The sequence below is a fragment of the Rhizobium sp. 25PS6 genome, from assembly GCF_032464655.1.
Lineage (GTDB): Bacteria > Pseudomonadota > Alphaproteobacteria > Rhizobiales > Rhizobiaceae > Rhizobium > Rhizobium laguerreae.
Window position 1 is genome coordinate 262,723 of the sequence record NZ_JAWDIV010000006.1, and the last position, 14,906, is coordinate 277,628.

Annotated in this window: 12 protein-coding genes; 8 read left to right on the forward strand and 4 right to left on the reverse strand. The window is 62.0% G+C overall.

What is annotated here, in order from left to right:
- The first annotated feature begins 68 nt into the window (after nucleotides 1-68).
- The gene (locus tag RWK44_RS11560) at nucleotides 69-1,916 is read left to right on the forward strand and encodes a methyl-accepting chemotaxis protein (RefSeq protein ID WP_316028811.1); all 1,848 of its coding nucleotides are present in this window, start codon (nucleotides 69-71) and stop codon (nucleotides 1,914-1,916) included.
- On the opposite strand, the gene RWK44_RS11565 is transcribed toward RWK44_RS11560, so the two are convergent.
- The gene (locus tag RWK44_RS11565) at nucleotides 1,889-2,125 is read right to left on the reverse strand and encodes a hypothetical protein (protein WP_168283547.1); all 237 of its coding nucleotides are present in this window, start codon (nucleotides 2,123-2,125) and stop codon (nucleotides 1,889-1,891) included. The two genes, RWK44_RS11560 and RWK44_RS11565, sit on opposite strands and share 28 nt — an antisense overlap.
- A 90-nt stretch (nucleotides 2,126-2,215) precedes the next feature.
- On the opposite strand from RWK44_RS11565, the gene RWK44_RS11570 reads away from it, so the two are divergent.
- Nucleotides 2,216-3,085, forward strand: a complete 870-nt coding sequence (locus tag RWK44_RS11570) for a LysR family transcriptional regulator (RefSeq protein WP_020048519.1) — start codon at nucleotides 2,216-2,218, stop codon at nucleotides 3,083-3,085.
- Between the two features lie 141 nt (nucleotides 3,086-3,226).
- Here RWK44_RS11570 and RWK44_RS11575 read toward each other — a convergent pair whose 3' ends face one another.
- Nucleotides 3,227-3,463, reverse strand: a complete 237-nt coding sequence (locus RWK44_RS11575; RefSeq protein ID WP_316028812.1) for an SMc00767 family acetate metabolism repressor — start codon at nucleotides 3,461-3,463, stop codon at nucleotides 3,227-3,229.
- A gap of 21 nt (nucleotides 3,464-3,484) precedes the next feature.
- A complete protein-coding gene (aceA, locus tag RWK44_RS11580) occupies nucleotides 3,485-4,774 on the reverse strand; it encodes an isocitrate lyase (protein ID WP_168283548.1) in 1,290 nt (429 codons plus the stop codon).
- Between the two features lie 190 nt (nucleotides 4,775-4,964).
- Here aceA and RWK44_RS11585 point away from each other — a divergent pair, with 190 nt between their 5' ends.
- From RWK44_RS11585 to RWK44_RS11605, 5 genes are all read left to right on the forward strand, one after another.
- A complete protein-coding gene (locus RWK44_RS11585) occupies nucleotides 4,965-6,374 on the forward strand; it encodes a helix-turn-helix domain-containing protein (protein WP_168283549.1) in 1,410 nt (469 codons plus the stop codon).
- Between the two features lie 126 nt (nucleotides 6,375-6,500).
- Nucleotides 6,501-7,598, forward strand: coding sequence for a polyamine ABC transporter substrate-binding protein (locus RWK44_RS11590; protein WP_168259380.1), 1,098 nt, complete (start codon nucleotides 6,501-6,503; stop codon nucleotides 7,596-7,598).
- 89 nt (nucleotides 7,599-7,687) lie between these two features.
- Nucleotides 7,688-8,830 (forward strand): ABC transporter ATP-binding protein, encoded by a 1,143-nt coding sequence (locus tag RWK44_RS11595; protein WP_168283550.1) that lies wholly within the window; start codon nucleotides 7,688-7,690, stop codon nucleotides 8,828-8,830.
- A gap of 4 nt (nucleotides 8,831-8,834) precedes the next feature.
- Nucleotides 8,835-9,746, forward strand: coding sequence for an ABC transporter permease subunit (locus tag RWK44_RS11600; RefSeq protein ID WP_020665224.1), 912 nt, complete (start codon nucleotides 8,835-8,837; stop codon nucleotides 9,744-9,746).
- A gap of 2 nt (nucleotides 9,747-9,748) precedes the next feature.
- On the forward strand, nucleotides 9,749-10,567 hold the full coding sequence (locus RWK44_RS11605; protein WP_131664764.1) for an ABC transporter permease: 819 nt from the start codon (nucleotides 9,749-9,751) through the stop codon (nucleotides 10,565-10,567).
- A 30-nt stretch (nucleotides 10,568-10,597) separates the two neighbouring features.
- Here the strand turns inward: RWK44_RS11605 and RWK44_RS11610 are convergent, their stop codons facing one another.
- Nucleotides 10,598-12,487 (reverse strand): AsmA family protein, encoded by a 1,890-nt coding sequence (locus tag RWK44_RS11610; RefSeq protein WP_316028813.1) that lies wholly within the window; start codon nucleotides 12,485-12,487, stop codon nucleotides 10,598-10,600.
- A 275-nt stretch (nucleotides 12,488-12,762) separates the two neighbouring features.
- Here RWK44_RS11610 and RWK44_RS11615 point away from each other — a divergent pair, with 275 nt between their 5' ends.
- Nucleotides 12,763-14,715, forward strand: a complete 1,953-nt coding sequence (locus tag RWK44_RS11615) for an acetoacetate--CoA ligase (RefSeq protein ID WP_131664766.1) — start codon at nucleotides 12,763-12,765, stop codon at nucleotides 14,713-14,715.
- Nucleotides 14,716-14,906: the final 191 nt, after the last annotated feature.

The following is a 14,906-nucleotide window of genomic DNA, read 5'->3' on the forward strand; positions in this document are numbered from 1 at the left end:
GATTTACAGAACATTTTCCTTAACGCTTTTCGTCTAATTTAGCCCTCATTGTTCTGTCGGGGGTTTTGATGCTGCGCCTTTTCTCTACATCGATCGTACGCCAGATCGTTGCGATCACACTGTTTCTGCTGGCCATCAGCACGGCCGCCATCGTCGGTGTGACCTATTACAATCTGAGCCATCATGTCATGGACGGCGCCGTCTCCGACGCCAGGGATGCCACCCGCGCCATGGCCGTCCTCTACGGCGCGGCCGATCAGGCTGCAAAGATCGAGCTGAAGGACAATCAGCTCTCCGCTGTCACGGAAGACGCCATTCCCGCCCTTGCCGACCATTCGCTCGTCGACCGCACGGCGCAATCGATCGCCGGCGTTGCAACCATCTTTCAAAAGCAGGGCAGCGACTACGTCCGCATATCCACCAACGTCAAGAAGGAAAACGGCGACCGGGCCGTCGGCACCAAGCTGGTCGCCGAGCACCCCGCCCAGCCGGTTCTCGCCAGGGGCGAGGCTTATTACGGTCCGGCGGAGCTTTTCGGCCGCAAGTTCATGACCGGTTATTTCCCGATCAAGAATGCCGCGAACGCCAATGTCGGCATTCTCTTCATCGGCATTCCGATGGAAGTCTATTACCAGCGCATGTATGAGCTGCAGATACTGGTTCTCGGTGTCGGTGCCATCGTCATGCTCATCGTCGGCGTTCTCGCTTTTTATGCGATCCGCCTGTCGGTGAAGCCTTTGCAGGCGCTGACCGCGAGCGTTCACTCGATTTCTGCGGGCGATCTCGAAGAGACGATCCCCTGTGTCGAAAAGAGGAACGAGTTCGGCGACATCGGCCGGGCCTTGGCGCTTTTCCGCGACAGTGCCCGCGCAAGGCGCGACCTGGAAACCCAGGCTGGCGAACAGCGCGAATTGAGCGATGCCGAACGCGCCAGGAACGATGCCGACAAGCGCTCGCTCGACGGCCAGATCGACTTTGCCGTCAACCAGCTTGCCGCCGGCCTCGGGCGCCTGTCGCAGGGCGATGTCTCGCAGACGATCGGCACGCCCTTCGTCGGCCGGCTGGAGCAGCTGCGCGTCGATTTCAACGCTTCCCTCTTGCGGCTCCAGGATACGCTGTCCGGTATCCGTGACAGCGCCGCGACGATCCAGCGCAACAGCGGCGCCGTCTCCGCCTCTGCCGGCGAGCTTTCCAAACGCACCGAGGCGCAGGCGGCGAACCTCGAGGAGACTGCGGCCGCGGTGGAAGAGATCACTGTGACGGTTCGCTCTTCCGCCGAGCGTGCCCGTGAAGCCAACAATGTCGTGGCTGCGACCAAGAAGACGGCCGACAATTCGGGCGCCGTCGTCGGCGATGCCGTCGCCGCCATGGATCGCATCGAAGAGGCCTCGCAGCGTATCGAGCAGATCATCGAGGTGATCGACGACATCGCCTTCCAGACCAATCTTCTGGCGCTGAATGCCGGCATCGAGGCGGCGCGGGCCGGCGAGGCGGGCAAGGGTTTTGCCGTCGTCGCCCAGGAAGTCCGCGAACTCGCCCAGCGTTCGGCCGATGCGGCGCGCGAGATCAAGTCGCTGATCGAGACATCGAGCCGCGAAGTGACGGCAGGGTCCGAACTGGTCCAGAAGACCGGCAGCGTCCTTGCCTCGATCAGCCAGGAGATCATCGCGATCAGCGGCCATGTCGAGACCATCGCCACCGCCAGCCGCGATCAGTCGGCCGCGCTGCAGGAAGTCAACGGTTCCGTCAACGCCATGGACCAGATGACCCAGAAGAACGCGGCGATGGTTGCCGAGACGACGCAGGCAAGCCGCCTGCTTGCCGGCGAAGCCGATACGCTGATGGCGCTGATCGAGCGGTTCCGCATAGTCGCAGAATCGGCACCGGCTCATCTCGGAGCAAGAAGAGTCGCCTGAACTGCGCAGCCGCTGCCGCTGCGGGATTGCGCCGCGCCCTTGCGCCGCCTTCCGAGGTTGAGGTCGAGCGACGTCAGCCAGGCGGCAAAGCCAATAAGGCTATTGTTTCCGAACTCGGCATAGAACCTGTCCTCTTCCGCCTTGCCGCCGCTTCGCTGGGGATAATGCCGACGGCCGATGGTGCCTGCGATGGTGAGCATGTCGATCATGACAATGTCCTTTCCTGTGTAAGACATCACCTGATTTAGGCGTCGAATTTCTCTTTATAAACGGGAAAAATCCCGCTATGTTTTTCATCCATGAAAAATGCGAGTTGGGATTCCTATCAGCTTTTCCTGCAGGTGGCCCGGCTCGGCGGGCTGACGGGGGCAAGCACTGCAAGCGGGCTCAGTCCAGCGACCGTCGGCCGGCGCATGCTCGATCTCGAGCAGGAAATCGGCCGCGCATTGTTTTCGCGCAGCCAGACCGGATACCGTCTGACCCAGGATGGCCAGGCGCTGCTCGATCACCTGCAGGAAATGGAGGCCGCCGCCCGCAAGGTGGCGGCGTGGCGGCAATCCGGCGAGGGCGGCACCACCGTCAGAGTCACCGCCGGCACCTGGCTCGCCTGGCTGCTGACCGAGAATTTCGCCGCAATCCGCATGCCGGGCGATGCCTTCGCCATTTCGCTCACGATTGGCGAGGCGCGGGCGAGCCTTGCCTACCGCGAAAGCGATATCGGTATTCGCGCCTTCGAGCCTGAGGAGGCCAATCTCGCCGCACGTCAGCTCGGGGAGGTGGCCTATGCCGTCTATGTCAGGCGCAATGCCGCCGAGACCGACGAGCGTTGGATTGCAGTCGCTGAGGAGGAGGCCATATCGGGCTATCTGCGCTGGCCGCACGCCCATTCGGCAGCGGGGATCGTTGCCACCGTCAATCGGCCGCGCTCGCTGCCGGATCTGGTGCGCGCCGGCGCCGGCAAGACCGTACTTCCCTGTTTCGTCGGCGATCTCCATCCCGAATTGCAGCGCCAGGGCGGCGAGTTGCCGGAGTTGCGCCACCGGCAATGGATCGTCATGAATGCCGAGGACCGCCACCGCCCGGAGATCCGAACAGTCGCCGACCGCATGACCAAGCTGATCAAAAGTTATGCCGATCTCTTCGCCGGAAAACGACCGAGCCGCGGCTAATGCATGTCGCCCAAAACTGTGCAGCAGTTTTGGGACCGCGGCTGCATCCAAGAGGGACGTCGAGCGCCGCACGCCCGATAGGTCGCGCGGCGATTGAAGAAGCGGGCCGACGTCACCGGCCCGCCAACGGTCGGCTTTTCGTCAATGCCGCTTGGTGACGACGACGGGGATCAGCAGGTCGCCCCAGTGGCCGTCGCCGCCGTGATGACGGGCCGAGCGCACCAGTTCGACCGAGACGCCGGCCTCGACGGCTTTCATGACCGATTGGTTCAGCCGGTGCAGGTCGTTGGCGAGCATGCGGATCGTCGTCTGCTGATCCTCGTTCATGCTGCTTGCCTGCTCTTCGGCCCGTTCTCTGACGCGTGTAATGGATGCCATGATCTTCTCCTCCTCTTCGATTTATTCCGCAGCCGGCTTGAACTGCGCATGTTCGGTCGAGCCGTGCATCGCCGTGGTCGACGACCGGCCACCGGTGATGGCGAGCGACACGGCGTCGAAATAGCCGGTGCCGACCTCGCGTTGATGTTTGGTGGCGGTATAGCCATTGACCTCAGCGGCGAATTCCGCCTGCTGCAGCTCGGAATAGGCCGACATCTGCCGCTGCCGGTAGCCGCGCGCCAGTTCGTACATGCCGTAGTTCAGCTGGTGGAAGCCGGCGAGCGTGATGAACTGGAACTTGTAGCCCATCGCCCCGAGTTCGCGCTGGAACCTTGCGATCGTCGCCTCGTCGAGGTTCTTCTTCCAGTTGAAGGAAGGCGAGCAATTATAGGCGAGCAGCTTGCCGGGATGGACCTTGTGCACGCCTTCGGCAAAACGCCGCGCCTGATCGAGGTCCGGCTTCGAGGTTTCGCACCAGATGAGATCGCAGTGCCGTGCATAGGCGACGGCACGCGCGATGCAGGGCTCGATGCCGTTTCGCACCTGATAGAAACCTTCTACCGTGCGGCCGGCATCATAGTCGACGAAGGGCTGGTCGCGCTCGTCGATGTCTGACGTCAAGAGTTTTGCCGCTTCCGCGTCGGTGCGGGCGATGACGAGCGTCGCAACGCCCATGACGTCGGCGGCAAGCCGCGCGGCATCGAGATTGCGGATATGGGCGGCCGTCGGGATCAGCACTTTGCCGCCGAGATGGCCGCATTTCTTCTCCGAAGCGAGCTGGTCCTCGAAGTGAACGCCCGCGGCACCCGCCTCGATATAGGCCTTCATGATTTCGAAGGCGTTGAGCGGTCCGCCGAAGCCTGCTTCCGCATCGGCAACGATCGGCGCGAACCAGGTCTCGACGGAAAGCCCCTGCGCTTCCGCGATCTCGATCTGATCGGCCCGCTGCAGCGTGCGGTTGATGCGTTTGGCCAGTTCCGGACCGGCATTGGCCGGATAGAGGGACTGGTCGGGATACATCGCCGATGCCGTATTGGCGTCGGCCGCCACCTGCCAGCCGGAGAGATAGATCGCCTTCAGCCCGGCGCGCACCATCTGCATGGCCTGATTGCCGGAAAGTGCGCCGAGCGCATTGACGAAATCCTCCTGATGAATGAGCCGCCACAGCCGGTCTGCCCCCATTTCGGCCAGCGTATGGCGAAGCGCCACTGAGCCTCTGAGCCGCTGCACGTCCTCGGCCGAGTACGGTCTCTCGATGCCCTCGAAGCGGCCTGCTGATGCATTTGGAACAAGGTTGTAAAAATCAGTCATGCTGCTCTCCTCACTAAAAAGCCCGACAAAGGTGCTGCGTGACAAGATTGACAATATGAGCCGACATGACCAGAAAAACCTTTGATTTCCTGCTCGGAAAGAGGTTAAGATGACGAGGATTGACAGAGTGGTGCTGTGAATTTGTAAAATTTTGTAAAAACAGCGCTCCTTCCCTGTCAAAGGGTATGACATGGCGGAACGAAAGATCTTCGCAGGCCCGAAAGTCAGGCGCATCCGCAATGCGCTGGCGCTGACGCAGACCGCCATGTCCGAGGCGCTTGAAATATCGCCGTCCTACCTGAACCTGATCGAGCGCAACCAGCGGCCGCTGACGGTGCAGCTCCTTCTCAAGCTTGCAAGCGTCTACAAGGTCGATCTTGAGGAGTTGCGGGGGCAGACCGGCGGCAGTCTCGACCAGCTCAAGGAGGTCTTTGCCGATCCGCTGCTGTCGGGCGAACTGCCGGGTGATCAGGAATTGGTCGAGGTAGCCGAGGCCGCACCCAATGCGGCAAGCGGCATGATCAAGCTCTACCGCGCCTATCGCGAGCAGGCGGCAAGACTGTCCGATCTGACGGCGCTGATGGCCGCCGAAGGGCATGCGCCGGTCGCCGCCGGCCGCTTGCCGCTGGACGAGGTGCGCGAGACGCTGGAGCGTAGGTCCGGCTATTTCGGACAGATCGAGACGGCGGCGGAAGCCTTTGCTGCAACGCTCCCCGGCGGCCTCGATCTTGCTGCCGGGCTGAAGGACTGGTTGCGTTCCGAGCGCGGTATCGCGGTGCGTGTCTTGCCCGTCCACGTCATGCCGGATCTGCGCCGCCGCTTCGATCGCCATTCGATGCGGCTTTTCATCTCGGAGCGTCTGTCGCCGGCCGACCGTGCACACGAGATCGCCGTCGAGGCTGCGACTCTCGCTTTGCTGCCGGCAATCGATGCCGAGCTCGACGATCTCTCGCTCTCCTCCGCCGAGGCGCGCCGCATCGCCCGCTTCGAGCTTGCCCGCATCGCGGCCTTAGCGCTCGCAATGCCCTACGAGGCATTTCTATCGGCGGCGAAGGCGACGCGCTACGATATCGATATTCTGCGCGCGCGCTTCGGCGTCTCTTTCGGCCAGGCGGCTGCGAGGCTTGCCATGCTGCAGCGGCCTGGGGCGGCAGCCATTCCCTTCTTTCTGATCGAGATCGATGCCGCCGGCCACCGGCTGCGCAGGGCCGGCGCGCAGGGCTTCCCGCAGGCCCGTTTCGGCGGCGGCTGTCCGAAGCTCAATATCCATGCCGCCTTCCTGCAGCCGGGCCAGATCCTCGCCGAAACGGTCGTCATGCCTGACGGCGCATCCTTTCTGACGGTCGCCCGCACCCTGGAGGGACCAAGCGTCGAATTCGGCGAAAGGGTCAGGCGCACCGCGATCCTGATCGGCTGCGACGCTGCCCTTGGCGAAGGCGTGGTCTACGGGCAGGCGACGGCGCTCGAGCCGGTCGCGATCGGTCCCGCCTGTCGCCTTTGCGAGCGGCGCGGCTGCCTTTCCCGCGCCGAGCCGCCGGTGACGAGACCGCTCGGGCTCGACGAGATGGTGGCAGGCCTCAGCGCCTTCGACTTCCAGTGATTGTGAAATCGTTGAGCGCGCAGGATTTTGCGCTTGTGGGCTTAGAAATTCCTTCTTAGTCTGCGTCGAAAACCAGAGGGAAAAGATGCCCCGGGTGCGGAATCTTTGAACAAAACAGGAGAAGTCATGAGGTCAACCATTCTATGCGTGACGGCCGCCGCCGTTACCGCACTCCTTGCTGCCGCGCCGGCCTATGCGCAGGAGCGCGTGGTCAACGTCTACAACTGGTCGGATTATATCGACGACTCCATCCTGACCGACTTCACCAAGGAAACCGGCATCAAGGTCGTCTACGACACCTTCGATTCCAACGAGACCGTGGAAACCAAGCTGCTTGCCGGCGGCACGGGTTATGACGTCGTCGTTCCCACAGCCGACTTCCTGCAGCGTCAGATCCAGGCCGGCGTCTTCCAGAAGCTCGACAAGTCGAAACTGCCGAACCTTTCCAACATGTGGGATGTGATCCAGAAGCGCACAGCCGAATATGACGCGGGTAACGAACACGCGGTCGATTACATGTGGGGTACGGACGGCATCGGCTACAACGTCAAGAAGGTCGCCGAAATCCTCGGTCCCGATGTCAAGCCCGGCCTCGAAGTGATTTTCGATCCGAAGGTCGCCGAAAAGTTCAAGGATTGCGGTATCTACGTTCTCGACACACCGAAGGACGTCATCTCCACAGCGTTCCGTTATCTCGGCCTCGACCCGAACTCCACCAAGGCTGAGGATTTCAAGAAGGCCGAAGAGCTGCTGACGGCCGTCCGCCCCAATATCCGCAAGTTCCACTCGTCCGAATACATCAATGCGCTTGCCAACGGCGACATCTGCATCGCCTTTGGCTATTCCGGCGACATGCTGCAGGCTCGCGACCGTGCGGCCGAAGCCAAGAACGGGGTCGAAGTCAATTATTCGATCCCCTCGCAGGGCGCCCAGATGTGGTTCGACATGATGGCGATCCCCGCCGATGCGCCCCATGTCGCGGAAGCCCACGAGTTCCTGAACTACATGATGAGACCTGAGGTCATCGCCAAGGCGAGCGACCACACCTTCTATGCCAATGGCAACAAGGCTTCGCAGCAGTTCGTCAGCAAGGAGATTCTGGAGGATCCGGCGATCTATCCGACCGAGGAGGTGATGAAGAACCTCTTCACGGTCAAGCCGTGGGATCCAAAAACGCAGCGCCTGGGGACGCGCCTCTGGACGAAGGTCGTCACCGGCCAGTAATTCAGCCTTGGGCCCGGACGGAAACGTCCGGGCCTTTCAATTACCGGCCGGGGTGGAGGCCGGCAGAACCTTGTGTTTCGGGGAATAATATGAAGTCTCTCGGCAATATCCGCCGCGCTTTTGCGCCTTGGACCGATCCATCTGCAAAACCCTTCATTGCTTTCAAGAATGTCACCAAGCGCTTTGGCGATTTTACCGCCGTCGACGATCTGTCGCTTGATATCTATCACCGCGAGTTCTTCGCGCTGCTCGGCGCTTCGGGTTGCGGCAAGTCGACGCTCCTGCGCATGCTCGCCGGTTTCGAGCAGCCGACCTCGGGCGAAATCGTGCTCGACGGCACCGACATGGCCGGCACGCCGCCCTACAGGCGGCCGGTCAACATGATGTTCCAGTCCTATGCGCTTTTCCCGCACATGACGGTCGAGAAAAATATCGCCTTCGGTCTGAGGCAGGACGGCATGTCGAAGGACGAGATGACTGACCGCGTCTCGCAGATGCTGAAGCTGGTCAAGCTGGAGCAGTTCGCCTCCCGCAAGCCGAACCAGCTTTCCGGCGGCCAGCGCCAGCGCGTGGCGCTGGCCCGCTCGCTTGCCAAGCGCCCGAAGGTGCTGCTGCTCGACGAACCGCTCGGCGCGCTCGACAAGAAGCTGCGCGAGGAAACCCAATTCGAGCTGATGGACCTGCAGCAAAACCTCGGCCTCACCTTCGTCGTCGTCACCCACGACCAGGAAGAGGCAATGACCATGGCCGACCGCATCGCCGTCATGAGCCATGGCAAAGTCGTGCAGGTGGCGACGCCTGCGGAGATCTATGAGGCGCCGAATTCCCGCTTCGTCGCGGATTTCATCGGCGACGTGAACATCTTCGACGGCAAGGTCGCCTCATCGGGCAATGGCACCGTCGAGATGGCCATCGACGGCGGCTTCAGCGTGCGCGTCGCCGCCTCCGAGACGCCATCGGCCGGCAGCGCGGTCGGCTTCGCCATCCGGCCGGAAAAGATGCGGGTCGGGCGCACGCCTCCCGCCAACGCTTCGGTCAACGCCGCCAGGGGCGAACTCTGGGATATCGCCTATCTCGGCGACATGACCGTCTTCCATGTGAAATTGCAGAGCGGCAATATCGTCAAGGCCTCGTCCCTCAATGCGCAGCGCTCCGTCGACGACCCCTTCACCTACGATCAGGAAGTCTGGGTCTCCTTCGATGAGAACGCCGGCATTCTGCTGAAGGATTGACATCATGGGCAAGCTCACGTCCGGCCTCTACAATCGCCTCGTCATCGCCATCCCCTATACTTGGCTGCTGCTCTTCTTCCTGGCGCCCTTCTTCATTGTCTTTCGCATTTCGCTGTCGACGACGGCGATTGCCATGCCGCCTTACGAGCCCGTCTTCTCACTTGCCGACGGTTGGGCCGGGCTCTGGAGCAAGATCGGAGAGCTCTCCTTCGACAATTACAGCTACCTCACCGAGGACTCGCTCTATTTCAATGCCTATGTCTCAAGCGTGGTGATTGCCGGGATCTCCACTTTCCTCACATTGCTGATCGCCTATCCGATTGCCTATGGCATGGCACAGGCGCCGCGCAGCATCCGTCCGACGCTGGTGATGCTGGTCATCCTGCCGTTCTGGACGAGCTTCCTGATTCGCGTTTATTCCTGGATCGCGATCCTGAAGCCGGAGGGGCTTCTCAACCAGCTTCTCCTGTCGCTGCATGTCATCGACAGCCCGCTGATCATCCTCAACACCAATACCGCCGTCTATATCGGCATCGTCTATTCCTATCTGCCCTTCATGGTGCTGCCGCTCTATTCGGCTCTGGAGAAGATGGACGGTACGCTGATCGAGGCGGCGCAGGATCTTGGTTGCACGCCGATCAAGGCCTTCTGGCGCGTCACCTTTCCGCTATCGATCCCCGGTGTGGTGGCCGGCTGCATGCTGGTCTTCATTCCCGCCGTCGGTGAATTCGTCATTCCCGACCTGCTCGGCGGATCGCAGACGCTGATGATCGGCAAGACGCTCTGGAACGAATTCAACGCCAACCGCGATTGGCCGGTCTCCTCGGCGGTCGCAACGATCCTGCTGATGATCCTGGTGATCCCGATCGTCTTCTTCCAGAACGCCCAAGCCAAGGCCGAAGAGCGGGGGAAATAGTCATGCTGAAATGGACCCGTTTCAACATCATCTCCGTCACGCTCGGCTTTGCCTTTCTCTACCTGCCGATCGTGCTCCTGGTGATCTTCTCCTTCAACGAATCGAAGCTCGTCACCGTCTGGGGCGGCTTCTCCACCAAGTGGTATGTCTCGCTGCTCTCGAACCAGGGCCTGCTCGACGCCGCCTGGGTGACGATCCGTGTCGGCCTGCTGTCGGCGACGGTCGCAACCATCCTCGGCACGATGGCGGCGCTGACGCTGGTGCGCTACACCCGCTTTCGTGGCCGCATGCTGTTTTCGGGCATGATCTACGCGCCGCTCGTCATGCCCGACGTCATCACTGGCCTGTCGCTGTTGCTGCTCTTCGTCGCGATCGGTTTCGACCGCGGCTTCTGGACGATCACGCTCGCGCATACGACGCTGACCATGTGCTTCGTCGCCGTCGTCGTGCAGTCGCGCCTGTTGAGCTTCGATCAATCGATCGAGGAAGCGGCACAAGATCTCGGCGCGCCGCCGGTGCGTACTTTCTTCGAGATCACCCTGCCGATCATCGCGCCGGCTGTGCTCTCCGGCTGGATCCTTGCCTTCACCCTGTCGCTCGACGACCTGGTGATCGCCAGTTTCACGTCGGGGCCGGGCGCCACCACGCTGCCGATGAGGATCTACAGCCAGGTGCGCCTCGGCGTGACGCCTGAGATCAATGCGGTGTGCACGATCCTGATCGCGATCGTGACCGTTGGTGTCATCTGCGCCTCGGTCGTCACCAAGCGCCGTGAAATCCAGCGCCAGCGGGACGAGCGTGCGGCAGCCGCCGGCACGTGAGGTCTAACTAAAGCGCGAGCTCCTCGCGCTTTATTGCGCCTGAGGCGTATTGCCGAAAAGTGGAACCGGCGAGATCACCGGGTTCGGCCATGAGCCGCCGATGAAGAACGGCAGAAGCGGCAGCTCCGCCGCCTTGGCCGGATCGGTTGCATCAAGCGATCCGGAAAGCGCCAGCCCGTTCGACTGATAGGTGATGACGCCGGAAAGCGTCAGCGTCTGCGTGGCGCCGGCGATGCGGGCGTCGTGCATTTCGGCGGAGCCGTTGGCGAAGTCGGCCTGAAGGTTGAGCTGGTTGAAGGCGAAGGCGCCGCCTGCCGCCGCGCTCAGCGGAAAGAACGGTTTTTCGGCCGCCTGCGTCCGGAGGGCTGCGGCATCGATGCCGGGAATCGTGCCTTCCCCCGTCCAGAAGTGCAGCCTGCCGCTGACGTCGGCAAGGCCGGTCGTCCAGATCGCCTTCGGCGACTGCAGGTCGAGATCGAGCGATCCGGTTGCAAGCGGCAGCGGACCCTTCAGCTGCAGGCGCTCGGCAAGGGCTGCGAAGTCGGCATTGCGGATCGACAGCTGCAGCTTGCCGCCGCCGTCGAAGTCGCGCTGTGTCGCTTCCAGATGCGCGGTCATTTCACCGCCTTCGAACTGGCTGTCGCCAATATCGAATTTCGCCTCGCCGCCGGCAACGATCATGCTGGCGCCGACATCGGAGAGCTCGAAGAGACCCATCTGCGCGCGCCGCGCCGAAACCCTGACGTCGACATCGAGCACCCGCAGCGGCCCGCTTATGCCGGAGACTTCCTCCGCCTCGCCGGCCGCGAGCCTGAGCGCGAAGGCGTCGAGGAAGGGCTTGAGGTTCATCTGGTCGAAGGCGAGCGTGCCGCCGATCTTCGGTCGTTTGCCTGGTTGGGTGAAAAGGTCCATCACCCCGGTGGCGCTCGCTTCGTTCAGCGAGAGGCTGAGATTGTTGAAACGCAGACCGTTGCCCGACGACATGATATCGGATTCCAGCGAGGCGCTCTTCAGCGTTGCGATGCCGGGGATCGATCTGCCCGACCATGCCAGCAGTGCGGGCACATCGGGAATGCTGGCGGTGATATTGCCGGAAAGGGCCGAAAGGCTGGCGATGCTGGCAATGCCCTGGAAGTGCGCGGTCAAAAGGTTTGATGTGAGCGACGTCCGTGTCTCGGCATTCCTGCCGGCAAAGGCGAGCAGCGGCTGGCGCGAGGCGAAATCGACCTTCAGGTCCTCGCCGTTGATACGGGCGATGATGACCGCCGAGATCGCGCCGGAGAGTCTCGGCCAGGCGATATCTGCGGTGACGCTGTCGAAATGATGGGCCTTGGCGGACTTGATGTCGGTGACCACAAGCGTGCCGTCCTCGACGGTCACTGCGCCGATCTCGGCATCGAGATCGGGATCGAGCACCTCAGCTCCGTTTTCGTAACGCACGCCGCCGATCGCGCGTGCGAGCAGGCCGGCATAACTCCAGTCGATCAGCCCTTTCTCGTCGCGCGTCAGCGCCAGGTTAGGGCGCACCAGATGGAATTCGTGGAAGCTCGTCCGGCCTCTCAACGCATCGATGAGGCTGAAATCGGCCGACAGGCTTTCAATGCTGCCGAGCAGCTTGTCGCCGCTTTCGCGCGGCTGGCGGATGGTGATCTGGTTCAACGTGATGCGCGGCGTCGGCCAGAATTCGAGAACCGGACTACCCTTGATCTCGGCATGGTAGCCAGTCCATTTCGACAGCGCGTCCTCGATGCCGGAGCGCACGAAGCCGGTCGAGATGAGATAGGGTGCGGCTACCCTGAGCGCCACGAAAAGCGCCAGCGCGATCAGCAGGAACACCGTCGACAGACGGGCGAAGGCCGGAAGCCAGCGCGAAACGGGTCCGATCTTCCTGCGCCACCTGCGATGTCTTGACGTGCTCATGATCTCCGCCGGCAAATTCAGCCGGTCATCCCGTTATGCGCTGATTTCGCCGGATATAGGAAATATCAGGCATATGCAAATCCCTACAGCGCCGCGCGTCTTTTCAGACGCGCAAAGGACGCTGTAGCACTTTCAATTAAATGGTTGGAGCATGGTATCGTCCGAAAACCGCTCACACTTTTCGGCATCATACTCCAGGCGTCGGATCGCGTCGGTTCCACGCTTTATAATGCAATGCAGCATGATATAAGGACGGTATTGGGGAGGAGGATTGAATGCAGGATAACAGACCACTCTGGGTGCCCTCGGCGGATGCCGTTGCAAAAAGCCCGATCCATGCCTTCATGGAGCGCTGCAATGCCGATTTCGGGCTTTCTCTTTCGGGCTTTGAGGATCTGCATGCATGGTCGGTGGCCGAGCGGGAGAATTTCTGGTCGACCGTCTGGGATTTCTGCGGCGTCAAGGGAGAGCGTGGCGCAGAGGTGCTTGCCAATGGCGACCGCATGCTGGAAGCCCGCTTCTTTCCCGATGCGACGCTGAACTTCGCCGAAAACCTGCTGTCGGGCCGCGGCGAGGGCGATGCGATCATCTTCCGCGGCGAGGACAAGGCCGAGGATCGCTGGTCGTGGGACCGGCTGCGTGTGCTGGTCTCGAAACTGCAGCAGGCCTTTACAGCACTCGGCATCGGCAAGGGCGACCGCATCGCCGCGATGATGCCGAACATGCCGGAGACCGTCGCCGCCATGCTCGCCGCCGCCTCGATCGGCGCCATCTGGTCGTCCTGTTCTCCTGATTTCGGCGAGCAGGGTGTGCTCGACCGCTTCGGCCAGATTGAGCCAAGGCTGTTCATCGCCTGCGATGCCTATTGGTATTCCGGCAAGCTGCAGGATGTCGGCGCCAAGGTCGCCACGGTCGCAAAAAATCTGGGTGTCCCGACCGTCATCGTCCATTACGCCGGCGATGCGGAGGCCGTGGCGCGTAAGACGCCGGGGGCTTTAACGCTTGACGCTTTTGTCGCGCCCTATGAGGCAAGGGAGGTCGAGTTCACGCGGCTTGGCTTTTCGCACCCGCTCTACATCCTCTTTTCGTCGGGCACGACAGGCGTGCCGAAATGCATCGTGCATTCGGCCGGTGGCACGCTGCTGCAGCACCTCAAGGAGCATCGGCTGCATTGCGGCCTGCAGGCGGGTGAGAAGCTGTTCTATTTCACCACCTGCGGCTGGATGATGTGGAACTGGCTGGTCAGCGGTCTTGCCAGCGGTGCGACGCTCTGCCTGTTCGACGGTTCGCCCTTCGCCCCCGATGGCAACGTGCTGTTTAACTATGCCGAGGCCGAAAAATTCGCCATCTTCGGCACCTCGGCGAAATATATCGACGCGGTGCGCAAGGGCGGGCTGACGCCGCGCGTCAGCCACGATCTCTCCAGCCTGCGGCTGATGACCTCCACCGGTTCGCCGCTATCGCCGGAAGGGTTCACCTTCGTCTACGAGGGCATCAAGGAAGACGTACAGCTCGCCTCGATCTCAGGCGGTACCGATATCGTCTCCTGCTTCGTGCTCGGCAATCCGCTGCAGCCGGTCTGGCGCGGCGAAATCCAGGGGGCCGGCCTCGGCCTTGCGGTCGACGTCTGGAACGATGACGGCAAGCCGGTGCGTGGGGAGAAAGGTGAGCTCGTCTGCACCAAGGCTTTTCCGTCGATGCCGGTGATGTTCTGGAACGACCCCGACGGCGCCAAATATCGCGCCGCCTATTTCGACAGGTTCGACAATATCTGGTGCCACGGCGATTTCGCCGAATGGACGGAGCATGGCGGCCTTGTCATCCACGGCCGTTCGGATGCGACGCTCAATCCCGGCGGCGTGCGCATCGGCACGGCCGAGATTTACAATCAGGTCGAGCAGATGGAGGAGGTGGCCGAGGCGCTCTGCATCGGCCAGGAGTGGGACGACGACGTGCGCGTCATCCTCTTCGTCCGCCTTGCCCCGGATGTGACGCTGACCGAGGATCTCGTCAAGGCGATCAAGACCCGCATCCGCACCGGCGCCTCGCCGCGGCACGTGCCGGCGAAGATCATCGCGGTTGCCGATATTCCCCGCACCAAGTCCGGCAAGATCGTCGAGCTTGCCGTGCGCGAGGTCGTTCACGGCCGGCCGGTGAAGAACCAGGAAGCGCTTGCCAATCCAGAGGCGCTGGGGCTCTTCGCCGGGCTAAGAGAGCTGAAGGATTGACAGCGATCGTAGATTACAAGCTTTCACCCTTTATCAATTTCCTGTCATGGAAACCTTTCGTTAAGAAAGGTTTGTCAAAGGTGAAGCTAACTTGGGGGCCGCACATGAACGAGGCGGCCTGGGGCCTTCCGGCCTCCGAAACATGACGTTGATCGACTGAGCTCTTGTTGAACAGCACCAAATTCAAAGGC

Bases quoted from the DNA above. Each gene is read 5' to 3' on its own strand.
- RWK44_RS11565 (WP_168283547.1), bottom strand. From the start codon at position 2,125: ATGATCGACATGCTCACCATCGCAGGCACCATCGGCCGTCGGCATTAT.
- RWK44_RS11575 (WP_316028812.1), bottom strand. From the start codon at position 3,463: ATGGCATCCATTACACGCGTCAGAGAACGGGCCGAAGAGCAGGCAAGC.
- aceA (WP_168283548.1), bottom strand. From the start codon at position 4,774: ATGACTGATTTTTACAACCTTGTTCCAAATGCATCAGCAGGCCGCTTC.
- RWK44_RS11600 (WP_020665224.1), top strand. From the start codon at position 8,835: ATGGGCAAGCTCACGTCCGGCCTCTACAATCGCCTCGTCATCGCCATC.
- RWK44_RS11605 (WP_131664764.1), top strand. From the start codon at position 9,749: ATGCTGAAATGGACCCGTTTCAACATCATCTCCGTCACGCTCGGCTTT.
- RWK44_RS11590 (WP_168259380.1), top strand. From the start codon at position 6,501: ATGAGGTCAACCATTCTATGCGTGACGGCCGCCGCCGTTACCGCACTC.
- RWK44_RS11585 (WP_168283549.1), top strand. From the start codon at position 4,965: ATGGCGGAACGAAAGATCTTCGCAGGCCCGAAAGTCAGGCGCATCCGC.
- RWK44_RS11610 (WP_316028813.1), bottom strand. From the start codon at position 12,487: ATGAGCACGTCAAGACATCGCAGGTGGCGCAGGAAGATCGGACCCGTT.
- RWK44_RS11560 (WP_316028811.1), top strand. From the start codon at position 69: ATGCTGCGCCTTTTCTCTACATCGATCGTACGCCAGATCGTTGCGATC.
- RWK44_RS11595 (WP_168283550.1), top strand. From the start codon at position 7,688: ATGAAGTCTCTCGGCAATATCCGCCGCGCTTTTGCGCCTTGGACCGAT.
- RWK44_RS11570 (WP_020048519.1), top strand. From the start codon at position 2,216: ATGAAAAATGCGAGTTGGGATTCCTATCAGCTTTTCCTGCAGGTGGCC.
- RWK44_RS11615 (WP_131664766.1), top strand. From the start codon at position 12,763: ATGCAGGATAACAGACCACTCTGGGTGCCCTCGGCGGATGCCGTTGCA.